A 22,352-nucleotide genomic window follows, 5' to 3' on the forward strand; every position below is an offset into this window, starting at 1 on the left:
GGAGGGCGACGATGATCAATGGACGAATAGTCATCCAGAGATCCTTGCCGAATTATTTTTCATCCTCTATATGTGGCTTGACCGCCGGTTTGAGCTGTGCAAGTGTCCACATCGTCCGGGCCACGGGGGGAGCGATATGGACGACACGCTGCCGCCTGTCTCCAGGTACCTGCTGGAGGAGGTCGGCGCCATCTGGGACGCGTCGCCGACGACGGCCGGCCCCGACGGCGCGGCCCGACTCGCCGCCCGGATCAACTCCCTCTTCACGATCGATCTCACGGCGGACGACCTGCTCGGCAAGCGCTCGGTCGCCGAGGTCTGCGCCGTCGTCCAGGCCGCCCTGGTCGGTCCCCCGCCCGCGTCCGGCGAGCCGGCCGCGACCGCCGCCGCCGACCATCCCCTGTCGTCGGCCCAGCAGCGGATCTGGTTCGTCCAGCAGCTCGCCGACGACGCGGTGCCCTACAACGTGCCGGTCCGGCTCGAACTCGCCGGCCCGGTCGACGAGGACGCCCTGCGGGGGGCGCTCGCCGACGTCTGGGCAGCGTACGAGATCCTGCGCACGACCTATCCCGTGACGGCCGGGATTCCGCTGGCCAGGGTCGGTGCACCGGATGCGCCGCCGCCGCTGCCATCGATCGACCTGTCCGCCGAGGCGGATCCCGCCGCGGCCCTCGACAGCCTCGCGACCCAGCAGGCGGCGATCCCCTTCCGGCTGGAGCAGGAGCCACCCGTACGGCTCGTGCTGGCGCGCCGCGGCCGGTCCCGTCTCGTCCTGGTCGCGACGTTCCACCACATCGCCGTCGACTGGGTGACGGTGAACAAGCTGGTCCGCGACCTGGGCGACAGGTATTCGGCCCGGGTGCGCGGCGATGTCGCGGCTTCCGGCGGCGCCCCCCGGGCGTACGGCGACGTGGCCCGGTGGGAATCGTCACCGGACGGGTCCGCGGCGATGGACCGTGCTGTCGCGGCCCGGGCCGCCGCGCTCGCCGGTGTCCCCCCGGTGCGGTTGCCGACGGATCGGCCACGCCCCCGCCTGGCGCGGTTCGTCGGCGCGGCCGTCCACGACCGCCTGGAGCCCGCCGCGGTCGGTGCGGTGCGGCGGCTCGCCGGGCGGTGCCGGGTCACCCCGTTCGCGATCCTGATGGCGGCGTTCGTCGTCGTGCTCGGCCGGGCCGGCCGGCAGCCGGAGTTCACGGTCGCCACACCGGCGTCCGGGCGGGTCCACGCACGGTGGCAGGAGACCGTCGGTTGTTTCGTGAACGTGGTGCCGGTCGTCGTCCGGCCCGCCGCCGCGGCGACGGGCACCGCGCTTGTCGCCCAGGTCAGCGAGGCGACGTGGGAGGCCCTGGACGCGCAGGACGCACCGTTCGACCGGCTGGTGCGGGCGTCCGGGCAGGTGGCCCCGGTCCTCTTCTCGTACCAACCGAACTCGCCGCTCGTCGCCTTTCACGGCCTGGCCGACACCGCACCCGAGTTCTCCAGCCCGCCCGGGTCGGCCAAGTACGACCTGAGCCTGTACGCGATCGGCCGAGGTCCCGGAATGCGGCTTGAGCTGGAGTACGACACCGATGTCTACGAGCGGGAGACCGCGGCGGCGGTGCTGGACGCCTACACGGAAGCCCTGCACGCGCTCGTGCGCGATCCGGACGCGCTCGTCGACCTGTCCGCGCCGAGCGGCTTCGAGGGTGCCATCCGGCGAAGCCGGCAACGCGCCGGCGGCCTCGACCAGGCGGCGTCCTGATGACCGCGTTGACGCCGGGGCTGCGGGCCTGCCTGCACGAGCTGTTCGCGGAGCGGGCCGCCGCCCACCCGGACGCCGTCGCGGTGACGCACGCCGGTCGCCACCTCACCTATCGAGAGCTCGACAGACGGGCGAACGCGCTGGCCCACCGGCTGCGCGCGGAGGGCGTCGGCCCGGGCGTCCTGGTCGCCGTCCGAGTGCGCCGGACGCCGGACGCGGTGGTCGCGCTGCTGGGGGTGGTCAAGGCCGGTGGCGCGTACGTTCCACTCGACCCCGCCCACCCGGCTGACCGGCACGCCTTCGTCTGCGCCGACTCGGGTGCCCGGCTGCTGGTCACGGACCAGCCGGCGGAGCATCCGTCCGGCCTGCCGGTCCTCGACATCGCCGCGGTCGGCCCGGGCGTCGACACGGCGCCGGAGGCGACGGGCGCCGAGGCCGGCGACCTGGCGTACCTGATCTACACGAGCGGCTCGACCGGCCGGCCCAAGGGCGTCCAGGTGGAGCACGCGAACGTCGTCGCCCTGCTCGGCAGCACCAGCGCCCGGTTCGGGTTCACACGCGACGACGTGTGGACGTTGTTCGCCTCGCTGGCGTTCGACGTGTCGGTGTGGGAGATGTGGGGCGCCCTCCTGCACGGCGCGCGGCTCGTGATCGTCGACGAGGACGACCGCCGCTCACCGGCAGCGCTGCACGATCTGCTGCGCCGGGAGAACGTCACGGTCCTGAATCTCACGCCCGCCGCCTTCCGTCAGTTGTCGCGCCACGAGGAGGACACCGACGCGGCCACGCTGCCCGCCCTGCGCCGGGTGATCTTCGCCGGTGAGTCGCTGACGCCGGAGATGCTGCGGCCCTGGCTGCACCGGCACGGGGACGAGCAGCCACTGCTCGTCAACATGTACGGCATCACCGAGACCACTGTGCACTCGACGTGGCGGCGGATGACCACGGCCGACCTGGCCGAGCCCGACGCCAGCCTGATCGGTCTGCCGCTGGCGGGCTGGACGGCCGTGGTCCTGGACGAGGCCGGCCAGCCGGCGCCCACCGGTACGCCCGGCGAGCTTCACGTCGGCGGGGCCGGGGTGGCCCGCGGCTACGCCGGGCGGCCCGATCTCACCCGGGCCCGGTTCGTGACCGGGCCACCGGAGTGGGGTGGCCGGCTGTATCGCTCGGGTGACAGCTGTCTCGTCCGTCCGGACGGCGAGTTGCAGTATCTGGGCCGCCTCGACCACCAGGTGAAACTCCGTGGGCACCGGATCGAGCTCGGCGAGATCGACGCGGCCCTCGGCGACCATCCCGCCGTACACGAAGCGGTGACAGTCCTCGACGAGCGCGCCGAGCAGGACGCGCGGCTTGTCGCGTACGTCGTCCTCGGCGCCGCCGCGGCGCCGGACGAGCTGCGCGCCCACCTGGCCCGGTCGCTGCCGGACTACATGCTGCCCGCCGTCTTCGTGACGATGGATCGGCTGCCGCTGACCGGGAACGGCAAGGTGGACCGGGCTGCCCTGCCGGAGCCGGGCACCGATCGGCCGGCCCTGTCGGCCCCGCTGGTCCAGCCGCGGACCCCGGTGCAGCAGCAGCTCGCCGAGATCTGGGCCGAGGTGCTCGGCGTCGCCGAGGTCGGTCTCGACGACGACTTCTTCGACCTGGGCGGGCACTCGATGCTCGCCACCCGTGCCGTCGCGCTGGCCCGGGAGCGCTACGGGCTCGCCGTGTCGCTGCGCGCGCTGTTCGACGCGCCGACCGTGGGCCTGCTCGCCGGGCTGCTCGACGAAGACCCCGTACCGGACCTGTCCCCGAATGCTCCCGTGGAGTCGAGAACGTGAGAGAACTGCTGCGCGACAAGGTCTACCTCCGCTACTGGCTGGCCGTGGTCGTCTCCTATCTGGGTGACGGCATCGTGAAGGTCACCGTGGTCTACGTGGCCGCCACCTTGACCGACGCCCCGGCGCTGTTCATCGCCGCGGTGGTGATCGCCCAGCTGGTGCCCTCCGGGATCCTCGGCACCTTCATCGGGCCGCTGGTGGACCGGATGTCGCCGCGTAGCCTGCTCGTCGGGGCCGACCTGGCCCGGGTCGCGATCGTGCTGGCGATGATCCCGGCGTCACACCACGCGGCCCTGCTACTCGTCCTGATCTTCCTGGAGGGCCTGGGCAAGGCGGTCTTCGAGACGGCCCGGATGGCGGCCATCCCGAAGGTCGTCGGCAACCACAGCCTCCCGGCGGCGATCGGGCTGTTCCAGAGCACGGTGCAGACGCTCAACCTGGTCGGCCCGCTGGTCGGCGGCGTGCTCATCGCGACGACAGGCGTACGGTGGTCGTTCATCATCGACGCCGCCACGTTCGTCGTCAGCGCGCTCCTGCTCGGCAACCTGGCCGTGCTGCGGAACGCGTCGGTGGTGGCCACCCCGGCCGGGCAGTACTGGCAGTCGCTGCGCGACGGCATCCGCCGCGCGCTCGGCATCCCGACGCTGCGGATCGTGGCCTGGATGATGGTGCCGGCGATGATCGCGTTCGGGGTGTTCACCACGAACGTGAACACCCAGCTGCTCGTCGCGTTCGGGCTGGGCGCCTTCGACTTCGGCCTGGCCACGGCGATGCTCGGGGCGGGTGCGATCCTCGGCGCCTTCTTCGGGCCGGTGCTCGTCAAACGCGTACCGCTGGCCGACCTGCTCGCCGCCGCGGTGGCCCTGTTCGCCGTGTCGCTGGTGCTGCTCTGGCCGATCGACCACTTCCGGTTCGGCGGCCTGGCCGTGATCTGCGCCTGGTGCGCACTCGCCGGGATGGGCATGAGCCTGGTCCAGGTGCCCGTCGCGAACATCCTGCTGCGCGACCTGCCCGACGATCTGCGCGGGCGCGGGATCGCGCTGCTCAACGCCCTGATGGTCAACTTCACGATCATCGGTGTGCTGCTCGGCGGCGCGGCCGCCAACTTTCTCGGCATCGCCGCGTCGATCATCGTCACCGGGGTGATCCTGATCGTGCCCGCGATCGCGTTGACACGCACCACCCGCAGGATCGACCGGCAGCCCGCCCGGGCAGCGTCATGAGCGCCACCGTCGGAGTGCCGGTGACGGTCGACGCCCCGACCGTGGTGGCCGCCTGGGCGATAGTCCTCGGCGCGCTGCGCCGCAGCGGCACGGTGCGGCCGGCCGTGACCGTCGACGGGACGCACCGGGTGATCGAGGCCGACCTGGACGCCCTCGGGACCGGAGCCGATCTCGTCGCGGCGTGTGCGGCGGGTGGCACGGACGCGGTCGACGCGGCCGACGACGTCGCTCTGGTCATCGAACAGGGACGGGTCGGGCTGAGCGCCGGGTCGGTCGGCCCGGTCCAGGCCGCGTTGCTGGCGGGCCTTGTCGCCCGTACGGCGGAGCGCATCGCCGCCGACCCGTCGGTGCCGTTGACGCGGCTCCGGGCGTTCAGCGGGGAGGACACCGGCCCGCCCGAGGTGTGGCGCAGGGCCGCCGGACAGGCGGCGGACACGCCGAGCCCTCGGCACGAGATCGTTCGGGAATGGGCACGTCGGGAGCCCGACCGGCTCGCGGCGGTCCACGGTTCGCACCGGCTCACCTACGGCGACCTCGACAAGCGGGCCGACACGCTTGCCGACCGCCTGGTCGCTTACGGCGTGGGGCCGGACGTCGCGGTCGCGGTGTGCCTGCCGCCGGGCTTCGACCTCGTCGTCGCTCAACTGGCCGTGCTCAGGGCGGGCGGGTGTTACCTGCCGGTCGATCCGGGCTATCCCGCGGCGCGGATCGCCTTCCTGCTCGACGACGCCGACGCCCGCGTGGTGCTGGCCACCCCGGACGCCACGGTTCCCGCCGACCGCCCGGTGATCCGCCTCGGCCCGGAACCGATCGCGGCCGGTCCCGCCGACCGTGCGGTGACCCACCCCGGCCCGGACGCGGGCGCGGGCGGCTCGGCCCTCGCCCCGGAGCGGGCGGTGGCCGAGGCGCGGCTCGGATACCTGCTCTACACCTCGGGCTCCGTCGGCGAGCCGAAGTGTGTGGCCGTGCCGGAGGCGGCCGTCGGCCGGCTGCTGGACGCCGTCGGCCGGCTGGTGCGGGTGCGGCCCGGGGACGCCGTCCTGGTCAGCTCGTCCGCCGCCTTCGACATCTCCACCGTGGAGATCTATCTGCCGCTGCTCAACGGCGGCCACCTGGTGATCGCCGACCGCGATCAGGTCCGCGCGCCGGACGAGCTGGCCCGGCTGATCGACAGGCACCGGGTACGGCTGGTGCAGGCCACCCCGTCGGCCTGGTGGGCTCTGGCCGAGGCGCTGGCGCCGGGCGGCCGCCGGGAGTGGCTACAGGTCGTCGCGGCGGGCGAACCGCTGACGCCCGCGCTGGCCGGCCGGCTGCTGGCCGTCGCGGGCAGGGTCTTCAACGGGTACGGCCCCACCGAGACCACCATCTACTCGACCGTTGCGGAGATCACCACGGCCGACGAGGTCACCGTCGGTGAGCCGGTCGACGGCACGGTCCTGCACGTCGTCGACGAGCACGACCGGCCCCTACCGGCGGGTGTGCCGGGTGAGCTGCTGATCGGCGGGACGAACGTGGCACGCGGCTATCTGCGCCGGCCGGAGTTGACCGCCGATCGGTTCGTACCGGACCGCTGGGGACACGAGGCGACGCCGTCCACCGTGTACCGCACCGGCGATCTGGCCTGGTGGGCGCCGGACGGTCGGCTGCGCCTGCTGGGCCGGATCGACGCCCAGGTGAAGGTTCGCGGCTACCGGATCGAGCCGGGCGAGGTGGAGGCCCGGTTGAACGAGCACCCGGACATCGTGGCGTCGGTGGTCCGGGCCCGCGAGTTCGGCCCCGGCGACACCCGGCTGGTCGCCTTCGTCGTCACCGCCGGGGACAAGCCGATGCCCCTCGGCGAGCTGCGGGAGTGGTGTGCGGTCACGCTGCCCGGCCATCTCGTGCCGACGGTCTGCCTGCGACTGCCCGCGCTTCCGCTGACCGGCAGCGGCAAGATCGACGACCGGTCGCTGCCCGGCCCGGCGGAGATCCTCGCCTGGCCGCCGGACGACGCCGCATCGGCGACCTCCGACCTGACCCGACCCCGCACGGCTGCCGAGCGGGCCGTGGCCCGGATCTGGCAGAAGGCGCTGTGGGCCGACGACCTCGACGTGCACGACGACTTCTTCGCGCTGGGCGGCGACTCGCTGCTGGCCACCCAGGTCACCCGGGAGCTGCAGAGCGAGTTTCTGCTCACGGTGCCGATCCAGGCGATCTTCCGGTTCCCGACCGTCGCGCGGTTGGCCGCCGCCATCGTCGACGGCCGGGCGGCCGGCGAGGTCGATGTCAGCGTGCGGGCCGAGCCGTCGGAGGCGCGTCGTGGCTGACCGTTCGACACTCGTGGTCGTCTACGACCGCGGCAGCCTGTCACCGACCCGGCTGGCCGAGGTGGCCGCGTGCAACGAGGCCGAGTTGCTTTTCGTGGTGGGCGCCGAGGCGGCGACCGGAACGCCGATCCCCGCGGCCGCGGCACACGCCGAGGAGATGATGCCGGCGCTGCGCATGTGCGGTGAGGTCGTGACCGGCGTGCCGGGCCGGCTGGACGAGCTGCTCACCGCGATCGACGCGCACCAACCGGCCGGCATCGTCACCTTCAGCGAGTTCCAGCTGGCGCCGACGGCCCGGCTGGCCGCCCGGCTCGGTCTGCCGCACCACGCGCTCGACGACATCCCGGCCATCACCCTCAAGGACGCCCAGCGGCAACGGTTCGCCGAACGCGGCGTCGACGCGCTGCGCGCCGAGGTGGTCACGGCGCCCGGCCAGCTGGAGGCGGCTCTGGAGAAGGTCGGCCTTCCCGCCGTGGTCAAGCCGGTGTGGGGCGCGTCCAGCCGGAACACCCGCGCCGTGCACACGGCGGCCGAGGCGCACGCCTTCGTCACCGGGCTGCTCGCCGGCACCGGCCCCGGGGTTCCGGAGAGCGCGCTGATCATCGAGGAGCTGCTCGTCGGCCGGCCCACGCCGGCGCCGTGGGGCGACTACATGGCCGTCGACTGCGCCGTCCGGCAGGGCCGCGCCGAGGCGCTGTTCACCTCCAGCAAGTTCACGCTAGCCGAGCCGTTCCGGGAGCGCGGCGCGTACGGCACCCGGTCCGTGGTGGAGCCGGCACTCGTCGCCGAGGTCGAGGCGCTCGCCTGCCGGGCGGTCGAGGCGCTCGGTGTCACCACCGGCATCGCCGACGTCGAGATCAAGCTGACCCCGGACGGGCCGCGGGTGATCGAGGTGAACGGCCGGCTCGGCGCCTGGGTCGACGACCTCGCCGTACGGTCCGAGTCGGCGGTCCCGGCCGAGGTGGCCGTACGCGCCGCGCTCGGTCTGCCGTTCGACGGACGCCGCGAGGCCGTGCCGGACAACCCGATCGCCTTCCACTACCTGCTCGTCCCGCCCGTCGGGGTGACGGAGGTGCGGGCCATCCACGGCGTGCCGGCCCTGCGCCGGGTCCCCAACGCCGACCGGGTGACGGTGCTGACCAGCCCGGGCAGCCCGGCCGGCTGGGAGCTCGGCGCCACCGTCAACGCGGCCGCCATATCCGGCACGGTGGCGACCCACGACGAGCTCGCCGAAACGGTCGCGGCCCTGGAGGAGGTGCCGTGGATAACGTACGGGTGACAGCACAGTCCCTGTCGGACTCGCCGTGGCTGCGGCCGATCGTCCGGCCGGTGACGACGGGTCAGCTGATCATGCTGCCGCACGCGGGTGGCAGCGCCTACGCGTACCGGGACTGGGCGTCGATTCTCCCGGCCGAGTTCGCGCTGTCGGCGGTCGAGTACCCCGGCTACGGCTCCCGGATCAGCGAAGAGCCGATCGACGACCCGGCCGTCATGATCACCGAGCTGGCCGGGCTGCTGGCCGAGGTGCGGGCACAGTTGGACGGCAGGCTTCTGATCCTCGGCGGGCACAGCCTCGGCGCGATGCTGGCCTACGAGGTGGCCCTGGTGCTACAGGCCGCCGGCCGGCCGGTCGACGCGCTGCTGCTGTCCGGCTCGGTGCCGGCCCACCAGGGCCACCTCGTGCCCGACCTCAGCGTGCTGAGCGACGCCGCCCTCGCTGCCGCGCTGGGCGCCGACGGCGACATTCCCGCCGCCGTCCTCGACGACGCCGACGCGCGCTCCTTCTATCTCCCGCTGGTTCGGCGGGGGCTGGCCTTCGCCCGGCGGACGTCCGCGGTCGCGGCCGCGAGTTCGGCCGGCCGGGAGCGGGTGCACGCGCCGGTGGTCGTGCTCGGCGGTACGGCGGACCTGCGCTGCCCGGCGTCCGCGCTCGGGTCGTGGGCCGACGTCGTGGACGGCCCGCTGGAGATCGTCCTGCTGCCCGGCGGCCATTTCTTCCACCGTGCACAGTTGGGCGAGGTCGGCCGGTTGCTCGCCGGCCTGATCACGCGGGTCGGGGGCTGACCGTGGTCGTTCAGCCGGCCGCCCGGCGCACACTCGCCGGTCGCATGTCCGTCCACACCTGGTCGACGTGTGCCAGGCACTCGTCCCGGCCGCCTTCGAAGCCGGTCGCCGACCAGCCCGGCGGCAGGTCGCTGTCGGCCGGCCAGACCGAGTACTGCTCCTCGTCGTTCCGGACCACGCGGAAGATCACTTCGTTCATCGTTCCCCCACAAACGCCGCAGTGGTCTCCAAGGTCGCACAACCATTTCGAAAAGTGAATACAGCGGGACGAATCAGATCCCGGGGAGGACGGCATGGCTGACAACGGTGACGACGGGCTCGGCATTGCGATCGTCGGGATGGCCGGTCGCCTGCCGGGTGCCGAGACCCTCGACGCGTTCTGGGCCGCCCTGGTGGCCGGCGAGGAGGGGCTCACCCGGTGGACCCCGGACCAGCTCGCCGACGCCGGTGTGCCGGCCGAGACCCGTGACGATCCGGCGTACGTGCCGGTGGTCGGCGCCCTGCGACGGCCCGCCCGGTTCGACGCCGAGTTCTTCGGTTACACCCCGGCCGAGGCGGAGCTGACCGACCCGGAACAGCGGATGCTGCTGGAAACCGCGTGGCACGCGCTGGAAGACGCCGGGTACGCCCCGCAGCAGCTCACCGGCCGGGTCGGGGTCTTCGCCAGCGGCAGCACGAGCGGGTACCGGTCGCAGCGCATCGACGCCGACCCGGAACGCCGTCGCACCACACTTCCGGTGCAGGCAGCCGTCAGCACCGACCTCGACATGCTCGCGCTGCGCGTGGCGTACAAACTCGACCTGCGCGGCCCGGCCGTGACCGTGCAGACCGCCTGTTCCTCGTCGTTGGTGGCGGTGCACCTGGCAGCGCAGAGCCTGCTGCTGCGCGAGTGCGACGTCGCGTTGGCCGGCGGCGCTGCCGTGCGGCTGCTCGACGCCCAGGGCTACCACTACGACGAGGGTGGCATCCTGTCGCCGGACGGGCACTGCCGGCCGTTCGACGCGGCTGCAGCGGGCACTGTCGTCGGCGACGGGACCGCGGTGGTCGTCCTGAAGCGGCTCGACGACGCCCAGCGCGACGGCGACCACGTGTACGCCGTGATCCGCGGCTCGGCGGTCAACAACGACGGCGCCGAGAAGGCCGGGTTCACCGCGCCGTCGCCGCGCGGCCAGGCCGAGGTGATCGCGGAGGCGCTGGCGGTGGCCGGGGTCGACCCGGCGACCGTGCGGTACGTCGAAGCGCACGGCACCGGGACCCCGCTTGGTGACCCGATCGAGGTGCGGGCGCTGACCGAGGTGTTCGGGCCGGTGGCCGCGCCGGGGAGCTGCCTGCTCGGCTCGGTGAAGGGCAACGTCGGCCACCTCGACACGGCCGCCGGCGTGGTCGGCCTGATCAAGGCGGCCCTGGCCATCGCGCACCGGTACCTCCCGCCGACGCTGCACTACCGGAGCGCCAATCCGGCGACCGGCCTGGACGGCAGCCCGTTCCGGGTCAGCGCGACAGGTGAGCCGTGGCCGCGAACGCCCGATCCCGCCCGGGCCGGGGTCAGCTCGTTCGGTATCGGCGGCACGAACGTCCACGTCGTCCTGGAGGCGCCGCCGGCGACGGCCGCCCGTGGGCTGCCGGAGCAGACCCGCCAGGTCCTTCCGGTGTCGGCTCGGACGCCGGCCGCGCTCGACGCCGCCTGTGCCCGGCTCGCCGACCGGCTGGCCGCGGACGCCGGACTGCACCTCCCGGACGTCGCGTACACGTTGCAGAGCGGCCGTGCCGAATTCCCGTTCCGGCGGGCGGTGACCGGCACGGACGCCGCCGACGTGATCGCGGCCCTGCGCGCCACGCGCACCGCGACGCGGTCCGAGCCGGCCGCCGCCGTCTTCCTCCTCCCCGGCCAGGGCAGCCAGTATCCGGGCGCGGGCGCGCGGCTCTACGACAGCGAGCCGGAGTTTCGGGCCGCCTTCGACGAGTGCGCCAAGGGGTTCGGCAGCCGGCTCGGGATCGACCTGCACGCGGTCGCCTTCGCCGACGACGACACGGCGGCCGAGCGGCTGCGGCAGACCGTGCACACCCAGCCGGTCCTGTTCAGCCTCGACTACGCGGTGGCGCGCACGCTGCTGGCCGCCGGGATCCGGCCCGCAGCCCTGCTCGGGCACAGCCTGGGCGAGTTGGTCGCCGCGTGCCTGGCCGGCGTGTTCACGCTGGACGACGCGATCACCGTGGTGGCCGCGCGGGCACGGTTGATGAACCAGGCGGCGCCGGGCCGGATGCTGACCGTGGCCGCGCCCGCCGAGACCGTCGAGAAGCTGCTCGACGGCGACGGAAACGCCGTGGTCGCCGCCGTCAACAGCCCGCGCTCCTGCGTGGTCGCGGGTACGCCGGACGAGATCGCCGAGGCCGAGCGGCGGCTCACCGAGCACGGTCTGCGGCCGAAGGCGCTGGCCACCTCGCACGCCTTCCACACCGCGCTCGTCGAGCCGGCCCTGCCGGAGTTCGGCGACGTCCTTCGGGGCATCCCGCTCGCCGCGCCGAGGATCCCGTTCGTGTCCAACGTGACCGGCACGTGGATCACCGACGAGCAGGCCACCGACCCGCACTACTGGGTCGGGCACGTCCGCCAACCGGTCCGGTTCTCCGACGGCGTACGCACGGTGTTGGGTCGCGGGGTGCTTGTGGAAGCCGGGCCGGGCAGCGCGCTGACCACCCTGGCCGGGGCGCACGGCAGCGACGACGCGCCGGTCGCCGCGGTGGCTCTGCTGCGGCACCGCCAGGGTTCACCCACCGACGAGGTCAAGTCCTTCCGCGACGGCGTCGCCGAGCTGTGGAGCCGCGGCGTGCCGGTGGACTGGGCGGCGTGGCACGGGACTGCCGGGCGTCGGGTCTCACTGCCGGGCTATCCGTTCGAGGGCGACGACCACCTGCTGCCCCGCCCGGGTGAGCAGAGCCCGACGGGCCGTCTCGACCCGGCCCGCTGGACGAGCGTGCCGGTGTGGCGGCGGGCACCGCGGCCGGCACCCGCGCCGACCGGCCCGCGCAGCTGGTTGGTCCTGCCCGACCACGCCGGTCTGGCCGCGAGTCTCGTGCCGTTGCTGGAAGCCCGCGGCGACACCGTGCGGATCGCCGACGACGGCCTGCCCGCCGGCCGGTTCGATCACGTCGTGGACGCCCGTGGCATCGGCGGCGACCCGGGCCTGCCGGCACTGTTCGACGTTGCCCGCTCGCTCGGCGCCTCCGGAGACAGCCGGCCGGTCCGGATCGACGTGCTGACCGACGAGCTGCACGACGTGGACGGCACGGGCGCGCACGGGCCGCAACGGGCGACGGTGCTCGGCGCGGCCCGGGTGCTGGCCCAGGAGTTCGACGCCATCCGTACACGCTGCGTCGACGTCCGCCGGTCCGACACCGGGCTGGCCGAGCACCTGGTGGCCGAACTGAGCGCCGACAGCCCCGACGAGGTGGTCGCGCTGCGCGGCGGCCGGCGCTGGCTTCCGGCGTACGCGGGAATCGACCTCGGCCCGGCGCCGGCCGACCAGGTCTGGAACCGCGACGCCACCTATCTGGTCACCGGCGCCACGCACGAACCCGGGTTGTCCTTCGCCGAGGACATGATCGGCCAGGGCGCGCGGGTCATGCTGGCCGGGCCGCCCGGCTTCCCGGCGCTCGACGAGTGGGCCACGACCGAGCTGCCGGCGCAGACCCGGGACCGGCTCGTCCGGTTGGCCGAGTCCGGCCGAATCGGCTTCGTCGCGGCCGACCTGGCCAGTAGGGAAGACGTGCGGCGGGTGGTGGACGCGGCCCGCGACCACCTCGGCACCGTCGACGGGGTCGTGCACGCGGTGGACGTACGCGGTTCCGGGCTGATCGCCCTGAAGACCGCCGAGCAGATCGACACGGTGCTGAACGCCCGGGTGCGCTCAACCCTGCTGCTCGACGAACTGCTCCCTGGCGACCTGGACTTCTTCCTCACCGTTTCCAGCACGACCGGACTTGTCGGTGGGATCGGCCAGGCGGAGAACGCCGCGGTGGCCACGTTCCTCGACGCGTTCGCGGACGCGCGCGCCGCGAGTGGCCGGCCGGTGACCACTATCGCGTGGGCGCAGTGGGCCTTCGACGACTGGCACGAACAGCAGGCCGGCACTCCGGCGATGCGCGACGGTTTCGCCAGGCACCGGCGCGAGGCCGGCGTACGGGCGCAGGAGGGCGTGGCCGCCGCCCGGGCGGTACTGGCCGCCGGGCTTCCGCGCGCCGTGGTGTCCGCGGTGGATCTGCGGTCGGTGCTGGCCGGCGGGGCCGCCCTCGACGCGCACGCGGTCGCCGAGTCGTTGCGCGGCCCGGCCACCGCGGCTTCCTCCTGGGATCCGGCCGACACCTGGCCCGACGACGAGGTGGCACAGAGCGTCGCCCGGGTGTGGCACGACGTCCTCGGCCGCGACGGCTTCGCCGCGGACGACGACTTCTTCGAGCTCGGCGGAAACTCGCTGTTCGCCATCCAGATCATCGCCCGGCTCCGCGAACTGCACGGTGATCTGCCGATGAACGTCATCTTCGAGGCCGCGACGGTGCCCGGGGTGGCCGCCGCGATCCGGCAGCAGCAGGCCGCGGGCCTCGGCCTCGACGAGTTCGAGGCGCTGCTGCGCGAGGTGGAAGGGCTGTCCGCCGAGGAGACCGCCGACCGGCTGGGGGAGAATGATGTCTGACGTCGACACGACTCGGGCGCTGCGGGAGCGGGTGGCGTCGCTGTCCGAACCGCAGCGCCGGCTGCTGGAACGCAGGTTGCAGGAGCGGCGCAGCGCACTGCCGTGGTTCGCCCGGCCCGACGAGGGATCGCCGGGCACCCGGGCCGGCCGGGACCGCCGCACCCGGCGGCCGACCAGCCGGATGGACTTCAGCCTGTTCTTCTTCTCCAGCGACGGCTCGATCGAGGGCCCGGGCAAATACCGGATGCTGCTGGACTGCGCGCGGTACGCCGACCAGCACGGCTTCGCCGGCATCTGGGTGCCGGAGCGGCACTTCGTCGACTTCGGCGGCCTGTTCCCGAACCCGGCGCTGCTGGCGGCGGCGATCGCGACGGTGACCGAGCGGCTGTCGATCCGGGCGGGCAGCGTGGTCGTGCCGCTGCACCATCCGGTCCGGATCGCCGAGGACTGGTCGGTGGTGGACAACCTCTCCGGCGGCCGGGTGTCGATCTCCTGCGCCTCCGGCTGGCATCCGGACGACTTCGTGCTCGCCCCGGATCCGAGCCCGGACCGCTACCAGCAGCGCCGGACCGAGATGTTCGAGCGGATCACGCTTGTGCAGCGGCTGTGGCGCGGCGAATCCGTGCCGTTGCAGCGGCCGGACGGCGAGACCATCCAGGTCCGGTCGATGCCGCGCCCGTTGCAGCCGGAGCTGCCGATCTGGATCTCCGCATCGGGCAACATCGACACGTTCGTCCAGGCCGGCCGGGCCGGCGCGAACGTGCTGACCGGGCTGGTCGCCCAGCAGCTGCCAGACCTGGGCCGCAAGATCGCCGCCTACCAGGAGGCCAGGCGGGACAACGGTCACGGTCCCGGGCGGGTCGGCGCGATGGCGCACACGTTCGTCGGCACGTCCGACGACGAGGTCCGTGAGCTGGTCCGCCGCCCGCTGATCGACTACCTCACCGACTTCCTGGCCCAACAGGACAGCTTCGGCAGCGTGTTCTCGCAGCTGAACACAGAGGAGCGGGAGGCCATGCTGAGCGCGATGTTCGATCGCTACTACGACACGATCGCGCTGTTGGGCACGCCCGACAAGTGCGAGACGCTGATCGAGGATCTGGTCGACATCGGGGTGCACGAGGTGGCCTGCCTCGTCGACTTCGGCGTCGAGCAGGCCCGGGTGCTGGACAGCCTGCGGCACCTCACCGAGCTGAAGGACCGTTACCGCGGCGAGCAGGACGCGGCATGACCGACATCGCCGACCGGCTGGCAAAACTCACCCCGCAGCAGCGGGCGCTGCTCGACAGGCGGCTGCGGGAACGGGGCGGCGCCGCGCCGTCCGAGCAGCCGATCACCCCGCGCGGCCACGGCCGGCCCAGTCCGCTCACCGTGGACCAGGAGCGGATCTGGCTGATTCACCAGTTCGACAGTGACGACCCGGCGTACAACGTCTTCTTCGCCTGGCGCCTGCGCGGTGACCTGCGGCTGGACGCGCTGCGCTGGGCCCTCGGCGCGCTCGTCGCCCGACACGAGGCGCTGCGGACCACGTTCCGGCTCGACGGTCTGCGGCCGGTGCAGGTGGTGCACGACGAGCTGGCGTACGAATACCGCGAGTTCGACCTGACGGACGAGCCTGCCGAGGCCCGGGAACAACGGATGTGGGAGCTCGGCGCCGGCGAGGTGCGCCGGCCGTTCGACATCGTCGCCGGACCGCTGGTACGCATCTCGGTGCTCCGGCTGGCCGCGGACCACACCGTCATGATCGCCACGATCGACCACCTGGTCTGGGACCGGCGGTCGCTCGGCGTCTTCGGCGCCGAGGTCGCCGAGTTCTACAACGCGAAGCTGGCCGGCCGGGAGCCCGAGCTGGGCGCCCTGCCGGTCCAGTACGCCGACTACGCCGAGTGGCAGCCGCGCTGGGTGGACAAGCGGATCAAGGCGCGTGAGGTGCCGTACTGGCGGGAGCGGCTCGGCGGGGCGTCGATGGTGCTGGAGCTACCGGCCGACCGGCCCCGGCCGCCGGTGCAGACGTTCAACGGCGCCCGCTACGAGTTCCACCTGCCGGTCGCGCTCACCGAGGCGGTCCGGGAGTTGGCCCGCCGCGAGGGCACGACCGTGTACGTCGTCGTGCTGGCGGCGTGGCAGTTGCTGCTGCACCGGCTCACCGGGCAGCAGGACATCATCGTCGGCACCACCTCCTCGACCCGCAGCCGGTCCGAGCTGGAGGCGCTGATCGGCTATTTCCTGACCATGCTGCCGCTGCGGACGGTCATCCGTCCGGAGATGACGTTCCGGGAGCTGCTGCACTCGGTGCGGCGCACCGTGGTGGACGCGTTCGACCACAAGGACATCCCGTTCGGGACGCTGCTCGACGAGCTGGACGTCGACCGGGATCCGAGCCGCAACCCGGTCTACCAGACGTCGTTCATGTTCGTCGACTTCCACGAGGACCCGGTGCCGTTGTCCGGGCTGCGGCTGGAAGCGCTGATCTTCGACAACCACACGGCCAAGGACGAGTGCATGCTCTGCGTCTTCGACGACGCGGTGCTGGCCGACCACCTGTTCGGGCTCTTCGAGTACAACACCGACCTGTTCGACACCGAGACGATCGCACGGTTGGCCCGCTACCTGCGCCGGCTGCTGGAGCAGGGGGTGACCCATACCGGCCGGCCGGTCGGCCGCCTGTCGCTTGCCGACGACGCCGAGCTCGCCACGATGCTGACGGCATGGAACAGCACGGCCGTCCCCCGGGAGGCCGGGCTCACCCTGGACGGGCTGATCCGGCGGCAGGCCGCGGCGAGCCCGGCGGCGGTCGCGGTGTCGTCCGGCGACGAGCGGATCACGTACGCCGAACTCGTCGAGCGGGCCGGCGCCCTGGCGACGTACCTGCGCGAGCGCGGCGCCGGGCCGGAGCGCGTGGTCGGCGTCTGCCTGGAGCGGTCCGTCGACCTGGTGGTGGGTCTGCTCGGCGTGCTGATGTCCGGCGCGGCCTATCTCCCCCTCGATCCCGGCCATCCGCCGCAGCGGCTCGCCACCACGTGCGCCGACGCGGGCGCGATGGCGCTGCTGACCGAGGCGGAGCTGCGCCCGGCGCTCGCGGAGTGTGCCGGCGAGGTGGTCTGCCTGGATCTCGACCGGGACGCGATCGCCGCCTGCGGGCCGCTCGGGGCCGGTCCGGCGCTGTCCGACGAGCGGCTCGCGTACGTCATCTACACGTCCGGGTCGACCGGGCGGCCGAAGGGCGTCGAGGTCACCCACCGCAACCTGGTGAACCTGGTGCTGGGCATGGCCGACGAGATCGAACTGACCGCCGGCGACGTCCTGGCCGCGGTCACCTCCGTCTCGTTCGACATCGCCGGTCTGGAGCTGTACACACCGCTGGCGCGTGGCGCCGAGGTCGTGGTCGTGCCTCGCGCGGTCGGCCAGGACGGTGCCGCCCTGCGCGATCTGCTCACCGACCGCGGCGCCACCGTCATGCAGGCGACCCCGGCCACCTGGCACCTGCTGACCGGGTCGGGCTGGCGCAACACCGGCGCGCTGCGGGTGCTGGTCGGCGGTGAGGCGCTGCCGCCGGTGCTGGCCGGTGTCCTCGCCGACGGTCCCGCTCCGGTGTGGAACGTGTACGGCCCGACCGAGACGACGATCTGGTCCACCTGCTGGCGGGTCGAGCCGGGCGCGGGTCAGATCTCCATCGGCCGCCCGATCGCGAACACCGAGGTGTACGTCCTGGACGAGCACCTGGAACCGGTGAGTGCCGGGCTGCCCGGCGAGCTGTACATCGGCGGCGCCGGGGTGGCCCGCGGCTACCACGACCGGCCCGGGCTCACCGCCGGACGGTTCGTGCCCGACCACCTCAGCGGTCGCCCCGGCGCCCGGCTGTACCGCACCGGCGACCAGGTCCGCTACCGCCCGGACGGCACCCTGCTCTTCCTCGGCCGCGACGACGGCCAGGTGAAACTGCGCGGCTACCGGATCGAGCTGGGCGAGATCGAGACCCGGCTGGCCGGGCATCCGGAGGTGGCCCGCGCGGTCGCCATGGTGCGCGAGGACCGGCCCGGCGACCGCCGCCTGGTCGCCTATGTCCAGCCGAGCGGTGAGGCGTTCCGGCCCGAGGACCTGCGCGAGCATCTGCGCGCGTTCGTGCCCGACTACATGGTGCCCGCCGCCCTGGTCGCGATGGCCGACTTCCCGCTGACCACCAGCGGCAAGATCGACCGCCGGGCGTTGCCGCCACCACCTGCCGAACGACAGGGCGCGGGGTTCGTCGCGCCCCGCGACCCGGTGGAACTCGCCGTGGCCGCGATCTGGGAGGACGTGCTCGGCACCCGCCCGGTCGGCCTGCACGACAGGTTCTTCGACCTGGGCGGCCACTCGCTGCTGGTGCTGAAGCTGATGACCGAGATCGAGAGCAGGTTCGGCCGGCAGTTGCCGATGGCGGCGATCTTCCAGGGCGCGACCGTGGAACGGTTCGCCCACCTGCTGCGCGACGGCTACGCGCCGGAGCAGGAGGCGCACCTGGTGGAGATCCGGTTCGGGACCGCCGGGCGGCCGATCTTCTTCGCGCACCCGGCCGGCAGCGAGGTGGTCTGCTACATGCCGTTCGCCCGGCTGACCGAGCCGCTGCACCGTCCCATGTACGCGATCGCACCCCCACCGCTTGTCGACGGCGAGTTGCCGTACGCGACGTTCGAGCAGCGGGCCGCCGCGTACGTCGAGCTGATCCGCCGGCAGCAGCCGGCCGGCCCGTACACGGTCGCCGGGTGGTGCTACGGCGGCGTCAACGCGTTCGCCATCGCCGCCGAGTTGGAGAGCCAGGGCGAGCAGGTCGAGCTGACGTTGTTCGACTCGCACCCGCCGGTCTTCGTCACCGCGGACCAGGAGCCCGACCGGTCGGACATCGTGGCGGCCCTCGCGCAGAACCTGCAGTGGGACTACGGCGACGGTCTGCTCGGCCTCGACCAGCTGCGCGAGATGACCGACGACGAGCACCTGGACTACCTGCTCGACATCGCGCGCAAGGGCGACTACCTGCCGCCGGACGCCGGCCGTGACCGGATGGCGCTGGTGCTCGACCTGTGGGTCGCGAACCTGCACCTGGTGTGGAAGTACCGGCCGCGGCCGCTGGCCACGCCGTACACGCTGGTGCTGGCCCGCGACGAGGACCCGGCGCTGTACGCCCGCTGGACCGAGCTGGCCGGCGGCGGGCTCACCGTCCGGACGGTCGACGGCAACCACTACACGATGATGCGCGAGCCGCTGGTGGCCGCGGTCGCAGCCGTACTGAACGAGCCGAGGGAGGACGCCTGATGAGCGTCGAGATCCTGCCCGCGTCCGCGGCACAGCAGCGGCTGTGGTTCATGGCGGAGATGCGGCCGGGCGACCCGTTCTACAACGTGCCGTTCGAGGTGCGGTTCGACGGGCCGCTCGACCCGGCGGCGCTGCGCCGCGCGCTGACCGAACTGGCCCGGCGGCAACCCGCGCTGCGGACCGGGCTGCGCGCCGTCGACGGCCACGTCGAGCAGGTCGTGGCGGCGCCCGGACCGGTGCAGGTGGCGATTGGGCAGGACGACGACGTCGCGGCCTTCCTCGACCGGGGCTTCGACCTCGCCGCCGAGCCGCTCGCCCGGTTCCTGCTGGTCCGGGTGTCCGAGACGGAGCACCGGCTGGTCGGCTGCGTGCACCACGTCGTCTTCGACGGCGTCTCGCTGGACCTCTTCCGCACCGAGCTGATCAGCCTGTACGCGACGTACGCCGCGGGCGCCGAGCCGGCGCCGCGGGAGCCCGCCGACTACGCCGGTTACTCTCGTCGCCGTGCGGCGGCGGTCGGTGACGGCGCGGCGGCGTTCTGGACCAAACACCTGACCGGCGCTCCGGAGGTGATGGACCTGCCGCTGGACCGCTCCCGCCCGGCGGTGACGCGGCACCGGATGGCGTACCTGAGCCGGACGCTCGCCCCGGCCGTGGCCGACCGGCTCGCCGGTGTGGCCCGACGGTTCCGGGCGAGCGAGTACATGCTCACCAAGGCGGCCTGCGACGTGCTGCTCCGCCAGCACGGCGTCACCGACGTGGTGACCGCGCTCGCGCTCGCCGGCCGCGACGATCCGGCGACGGCCGAGCTGATCGGCTATCTCGCCCGGCCGGTCGTGGTGCGCACCGAGTTCGGCGACGACCCGTCGTTCGGCGACCTGCTGGGCCGCGTGCGGGGCAGCCTGCTGGACGCGATGGAGCAGCCGGACCTGCCGTTCGAGACGGTGCTGGGGGCGCTCGGCGTCGCCCACGACCCCAGCTACTACCCGTTCTACCAGGTCATGTTCGGTTACGAGGAGGTGCCCGCGCCGGCCAGCGCGGGTGAGCTGACCGTCCGCGTGTCCTATCCGCTGCTCCCGACGGCCAAGGTGGAGCTGGACTTCGCGCTCACCCGTACGGAACAGGGTCTGCGGTTCCGGATCGGCTACCGCGAGGACCTGTTCGACGCGGTGACCGTGCAACGCATGCTGGAGCGGCTGGAGACGATCCTCGGCCGGATCGTCGAGGATCCGGCGCAGCCGGTCTCCGACCTGATCGCGGCCACCGACGCGGACGTCCGGCTCGTTCTGCACGACTGGAACGACACCACGGGTGAGGTGCCCGACCTGCTCATCCACCAGTTGCTCGAACGCCAGGCGGCGGTCACCCCGGACGCCGTCGCGGCCCGCTCCGGGGACCGGCGGTGGAGCTACCGCGAGCTCGACGCCGCCGCGAACCGCGCCGGTCACCTGCTGCTGGATCTCGGCGTCGTCCCCGAGGCCCGGGTCGGCGTGTGTCTGCCCCGCTCGCTGGAGATGCTCGCCGTCATGCTCGGCATCTTCAAGGCCGGTGGCGTGTGGGTGCCGCTGGACCCGGCACTCCCGCAGCGACGGCTCGACCAGATCGTCGCGGATGCCGGCCTGGCCGTGATCGTCGCGGCGCCGCGGTACGCCGAGCGGGTGGCCGGGTATCCCGCCCGGCACGTCGAGCTGACCGAGGACGATCCGCGGCTGCGCACCGGCCCGGACGGCCCGGTCGACTCGCCGGTACGGCCGGCCAACGCCGCGTACATCCTGTTCACCTCCGGCTCGACCGGCGGCCCCAAGGGGGTGGTGCTGGAGCACCGCAACCTGATCAACATCATCACCTGGGCGCACCGTGAGCTGGGCCCGGAGACCTTCACCTCGGTGCCGCTGATCAGCTCGATGACCTTCGACGTGTGCATGTGGGAGATCTTCACCGCGCTGGCCGGCGGTGGCACGGTGGTGATCGCCGAGGACGCGCTCGCGCTGCCGCGTACACCGGGCACCGACACGTTGTCGCTTGTCACAGCGGTGCCGTCGATCTGGAGCGAGCTGCTGAAGATGGGTGGCCCGCCCGGCTCCCCGCCCACCGTCGTCTCCAACGGCGAGGTGCTGGCCCCGTCGGTGCTGCGGGGGCTCGCCGAACTGCCCGGCGTCGAGCGGATCTACAACATGTACGCCCCGACCGAGACCACCACGTTCTCACTGTTCAACATCGTGCGTCCGGGGGAAGCGATCCCGATCGGGCGGCCGATGCTCAACACCAAGGCGTACATCCTGGATCCGCGCAAGCGTCCGGTGCCGCCGGGGGTGGTCGGCGAGCTGCACCTCGGCGGCGCCGGGGTCACCCGCGGCTACCTGAACCGGCCGGCGCTCACCGCCGAGCGGTTCATCCCCGACCCGTTCTCCACCACCGGCGGCGAGCGGCTGTACGCCACCGGCGACCTCGTCCGGTACGCCTCGGACGGGCGCATCCTCTACGTCGGCCGGGTCGACCACCAGGTCAAACTGCGCGGAGCGCGGATCGAGCTGGGCGAGGTCGAGGCGATCATCCTCACCCATCCGGCGGTCGGCGAGGCCTGTGCGATGGTGCGCCGCGCGGCGTCCGGCGACGAACTGGTGGCGGCGGCCGCACCCCGACCGGGCGCTGCGGTGAGCGATGCCGAGCTGCGCGGTTTCCTGGCCGACCGGCTGCCCGCGTACATGGTGCCCGCGGTGCTGCGGGTGACCGACAGCCTGCCGCTGCTGCCGAGCGGCAAGCTGGACCGTAAGGCGGTGCTGGCCCTGCTCGCGGCCGGTTCCGCCGACCGGCCCAAGGAGGCCACCGTCGGCGAGGCCGAGGAGCGGGTGGCCGCCTGCTGGGCGGAGGTGCTCGGCGGCGCGGCCGGCGCGACCGACAACTTCTTCGACGCGGGCGGCAACTCGCTGCTGATCATCCGGCTGCGGGAGGCCCTGCGCGCCGCGTTCGGTCGTGACGTCCACGTCATCGACCTGTTCCGGCATCCGACCATCCGTGCCATGGCGACGTTCCTCACCGGTGCGGCCGCGCCCGAGTCCGTGTCCACCGGCAGCGAGCGCGGTTCGGCGCGCCGGACCGCCCAGCTCTCCGCCGCCCGCCGGTCGCGGACCACCACCTGATTCCGTCTCGTTCCGTCTTCGGCGCACGGTCGTCGATGCACTCGACGAATTCCGTACGCCGTTCGCTCCCGGGGG

Annotated in this window: 11 protein-coding genes; 10 read left to right on the plus strand and 1 reads right to left on the minus strand. The window is 73.2% G+C overall.

Annotated features, from left to right (window positions below; translation table 11 throughout):
- Nucleotides 1–136 precede the first annotated feature (136 nt).
- Genes ACGFH8_RS02200 through ACGFH8_RS02225 form a run of 6 tightly spaced genes read left to right on the plus strand, consistent with a single transcriptional unit; the run spans nucleotide 137 to nucleotide 9,157 of the window.
- The gene (locus tag ACGFH8_RS02200) at nucleotides 137–1,741 is read left to right on the plus strand and encodes a condensation domain-containing protein (RefSeq protein WP_393362110.1); all 1,605 of its coding nucleotides are present in this window, start codon (nucleotides 137–139) and stop codon (nucleotides 1,739–1,741) included.
- Complete coding sequence (locus ACGFH8_RS02205) at nucleotides 1,741–3,564, plus strand: amino acid adenylation domain-containing protein (protein ID WP_393362113.1); 1,824 nt, start codon at nucleotides 1,741–1,743, stop codon at nucleotides 3,562–3,564. Before ACGFH8_RS02200 ends, ACGFH8_RS02205 begins: the two co-directional genes overlap by 1 nt.
- Complete coding sequence (locus ACGFH8_RS02210; protein ID WP_393362116.1) at nucleotides 3,561–4,787, plus strand: MFS transporter; 1,227 nt, start codon at nucleotides 3,561–3,563, stop codon at nucleotides 4,785–4,787. The genes ACGFH8_RS02205 and ACGFH8_RS02210 overlap by 4 nt, the downstream gene beginning before the upstream one ends.
- A complete protein-coding gene (locus ACGFH8_RS02215) occupies nucleotides 4,784–7,093 on the plus strand; it encodes an amino acid adenylation domain-containing protein (RefSeq protein WP_393362119.1) in 2,310 nt (769 codons plus the stop codon). Before ACGFH8_RS02210 ends, ACGFH8_RS02215 begins: the two co-directional genes overlap by 4 nt.
- The gene (locus tag ACGFH8_RS02220; RefSeq protein WP_393362122.1) at nucleotides 7,086–8,372 is read left to right on the plus strand and encodes an acetyl-CoA carboxylase biotin carboxylase subunit family protein; all 1,287 of its coding nucleotides are present in this window, start codon (nucleotides 7,086–7,088) and stop codon (nucleotides 8,370–8,372) included. Before ACGFH8_RS02215 ends, ACGFH8_RS02220 begins: the two co-directional genes overlap by 8 nt.
- Nucleotides 8,354–9,157: a thioesterase II family protein gene (locus ACGFH8_RS02225; RefSeq protein WP_393362125.1), complete on the plus strand. Its 804-nt coding sequence runs from the start codon at nucleotides 8,354–8,356 to the stop codon at nucleotides 9,155–9,157. Before ACGFH8_RS02220 ends, ACGFH8_RS02225 begins: the two co-directional genes overlap by 19 nt.
- Nucleotides 9,158–9,167: 10 nt before the next feature.
- On the opposite strand, the gene ACGFH8_RS02230 is transcribed toward ACGFH8_RS02225, so the two are convergent.
- Nucleotides 9,168–9,356 (minus strand): MbtH family protein, encoded by a 189-nt coding sequence (locus ACGFH8_RS02230; protein WP_393362127.1) that lies wholly within the window; start codon nucleotides 9,354–9,356, stop codon nucleotides 9,168–9,170.
- A 94-nt stretch (nucleotides 9,357–9,450) separates the two neighbouring features.
- Between ACGFH8_RS02230 and ACGFH8_RS02235 the strand changes: the two genes are divergently transcribed.
- The 4 genes from ACGFH8_RS02235 to ACGFH8_RS02250 are packed head-to-tail and all read left to right on the plus strand — an operon-like array spanning nucleotide 9,451 to nucleotide 22,277.
- On the plus strand, nucleotides 9,451–13,848 hold the full coding sequence (locus tag ACGFH8_RS02235) for an SDR family NAD(P)-dependent oxidoreductase (protein ID WP_393362130.1): 4,398 nt from the start codon (nucleotides 9,451–9,453) through the stop codon (nucleotides 13,846–13,848).
- On the plus strand, nucleotides 13,841–15,079 hold the full coding sequence (locus ACGFH8_RS02240; RefSeq protein WP_393362133.1) for a MupA/Atu3671 family FMN-dependent luciferase-like monooxygenase: 1,239 nt from the start codon (nucleotides 13,841–13,843) through the stop codon (nucleotides 15,077–15,079). The genes ACGFH8_RS02235 and ACGFH8_RS02240 overlap by 8 nt, the downstream gene beginning before the upstream one ends.
- A complete protein-coding gene (locus ACGFH8_RS02245; RefSeq protein ID WP_393362135.1) occupies nucleotides 15,076–19,137 on the plus strand; it encodes an amino acid adenylation domain-containing protein in 4,062 nt (1,353 codons plus the stop codon). Before ACGFH8_RS02240 ends, ACGFH8_RS02245 begins: the two co-directional genes overlap by 4 nt.
- Nucleotides 19,137–22,277 carry an amino acid adenylation domain-containing protein gene (locus tag ACGFH8_RS02250; RefSeq protein ID WP_393362138.1) on the plus strand — a complete coding sequence of 1,047 codons (3,141 nt, stop codon included), beginning with the start codon at nucleotides 19,137–19,139 and terminating at the stop codon, nucleotides 22,275–22,277. Before ACGFH8_RS02245 ends, ACGFH8_RS02250 begins: the two co-directional genes overlap by 1 nt.
- Nucleotides 22,278–22,352: the final 75 nt, after the last annotated feature.

Origin of the sequence: Micromonospora sp. NPDC049175 (assembly GCF_043197345.1) — a bacterium.
Lineage (GTDB): Bacteria > Actinomycetota > Actinomycetes > Mycobacteriales > Micromonosporaceae > Micromonospora.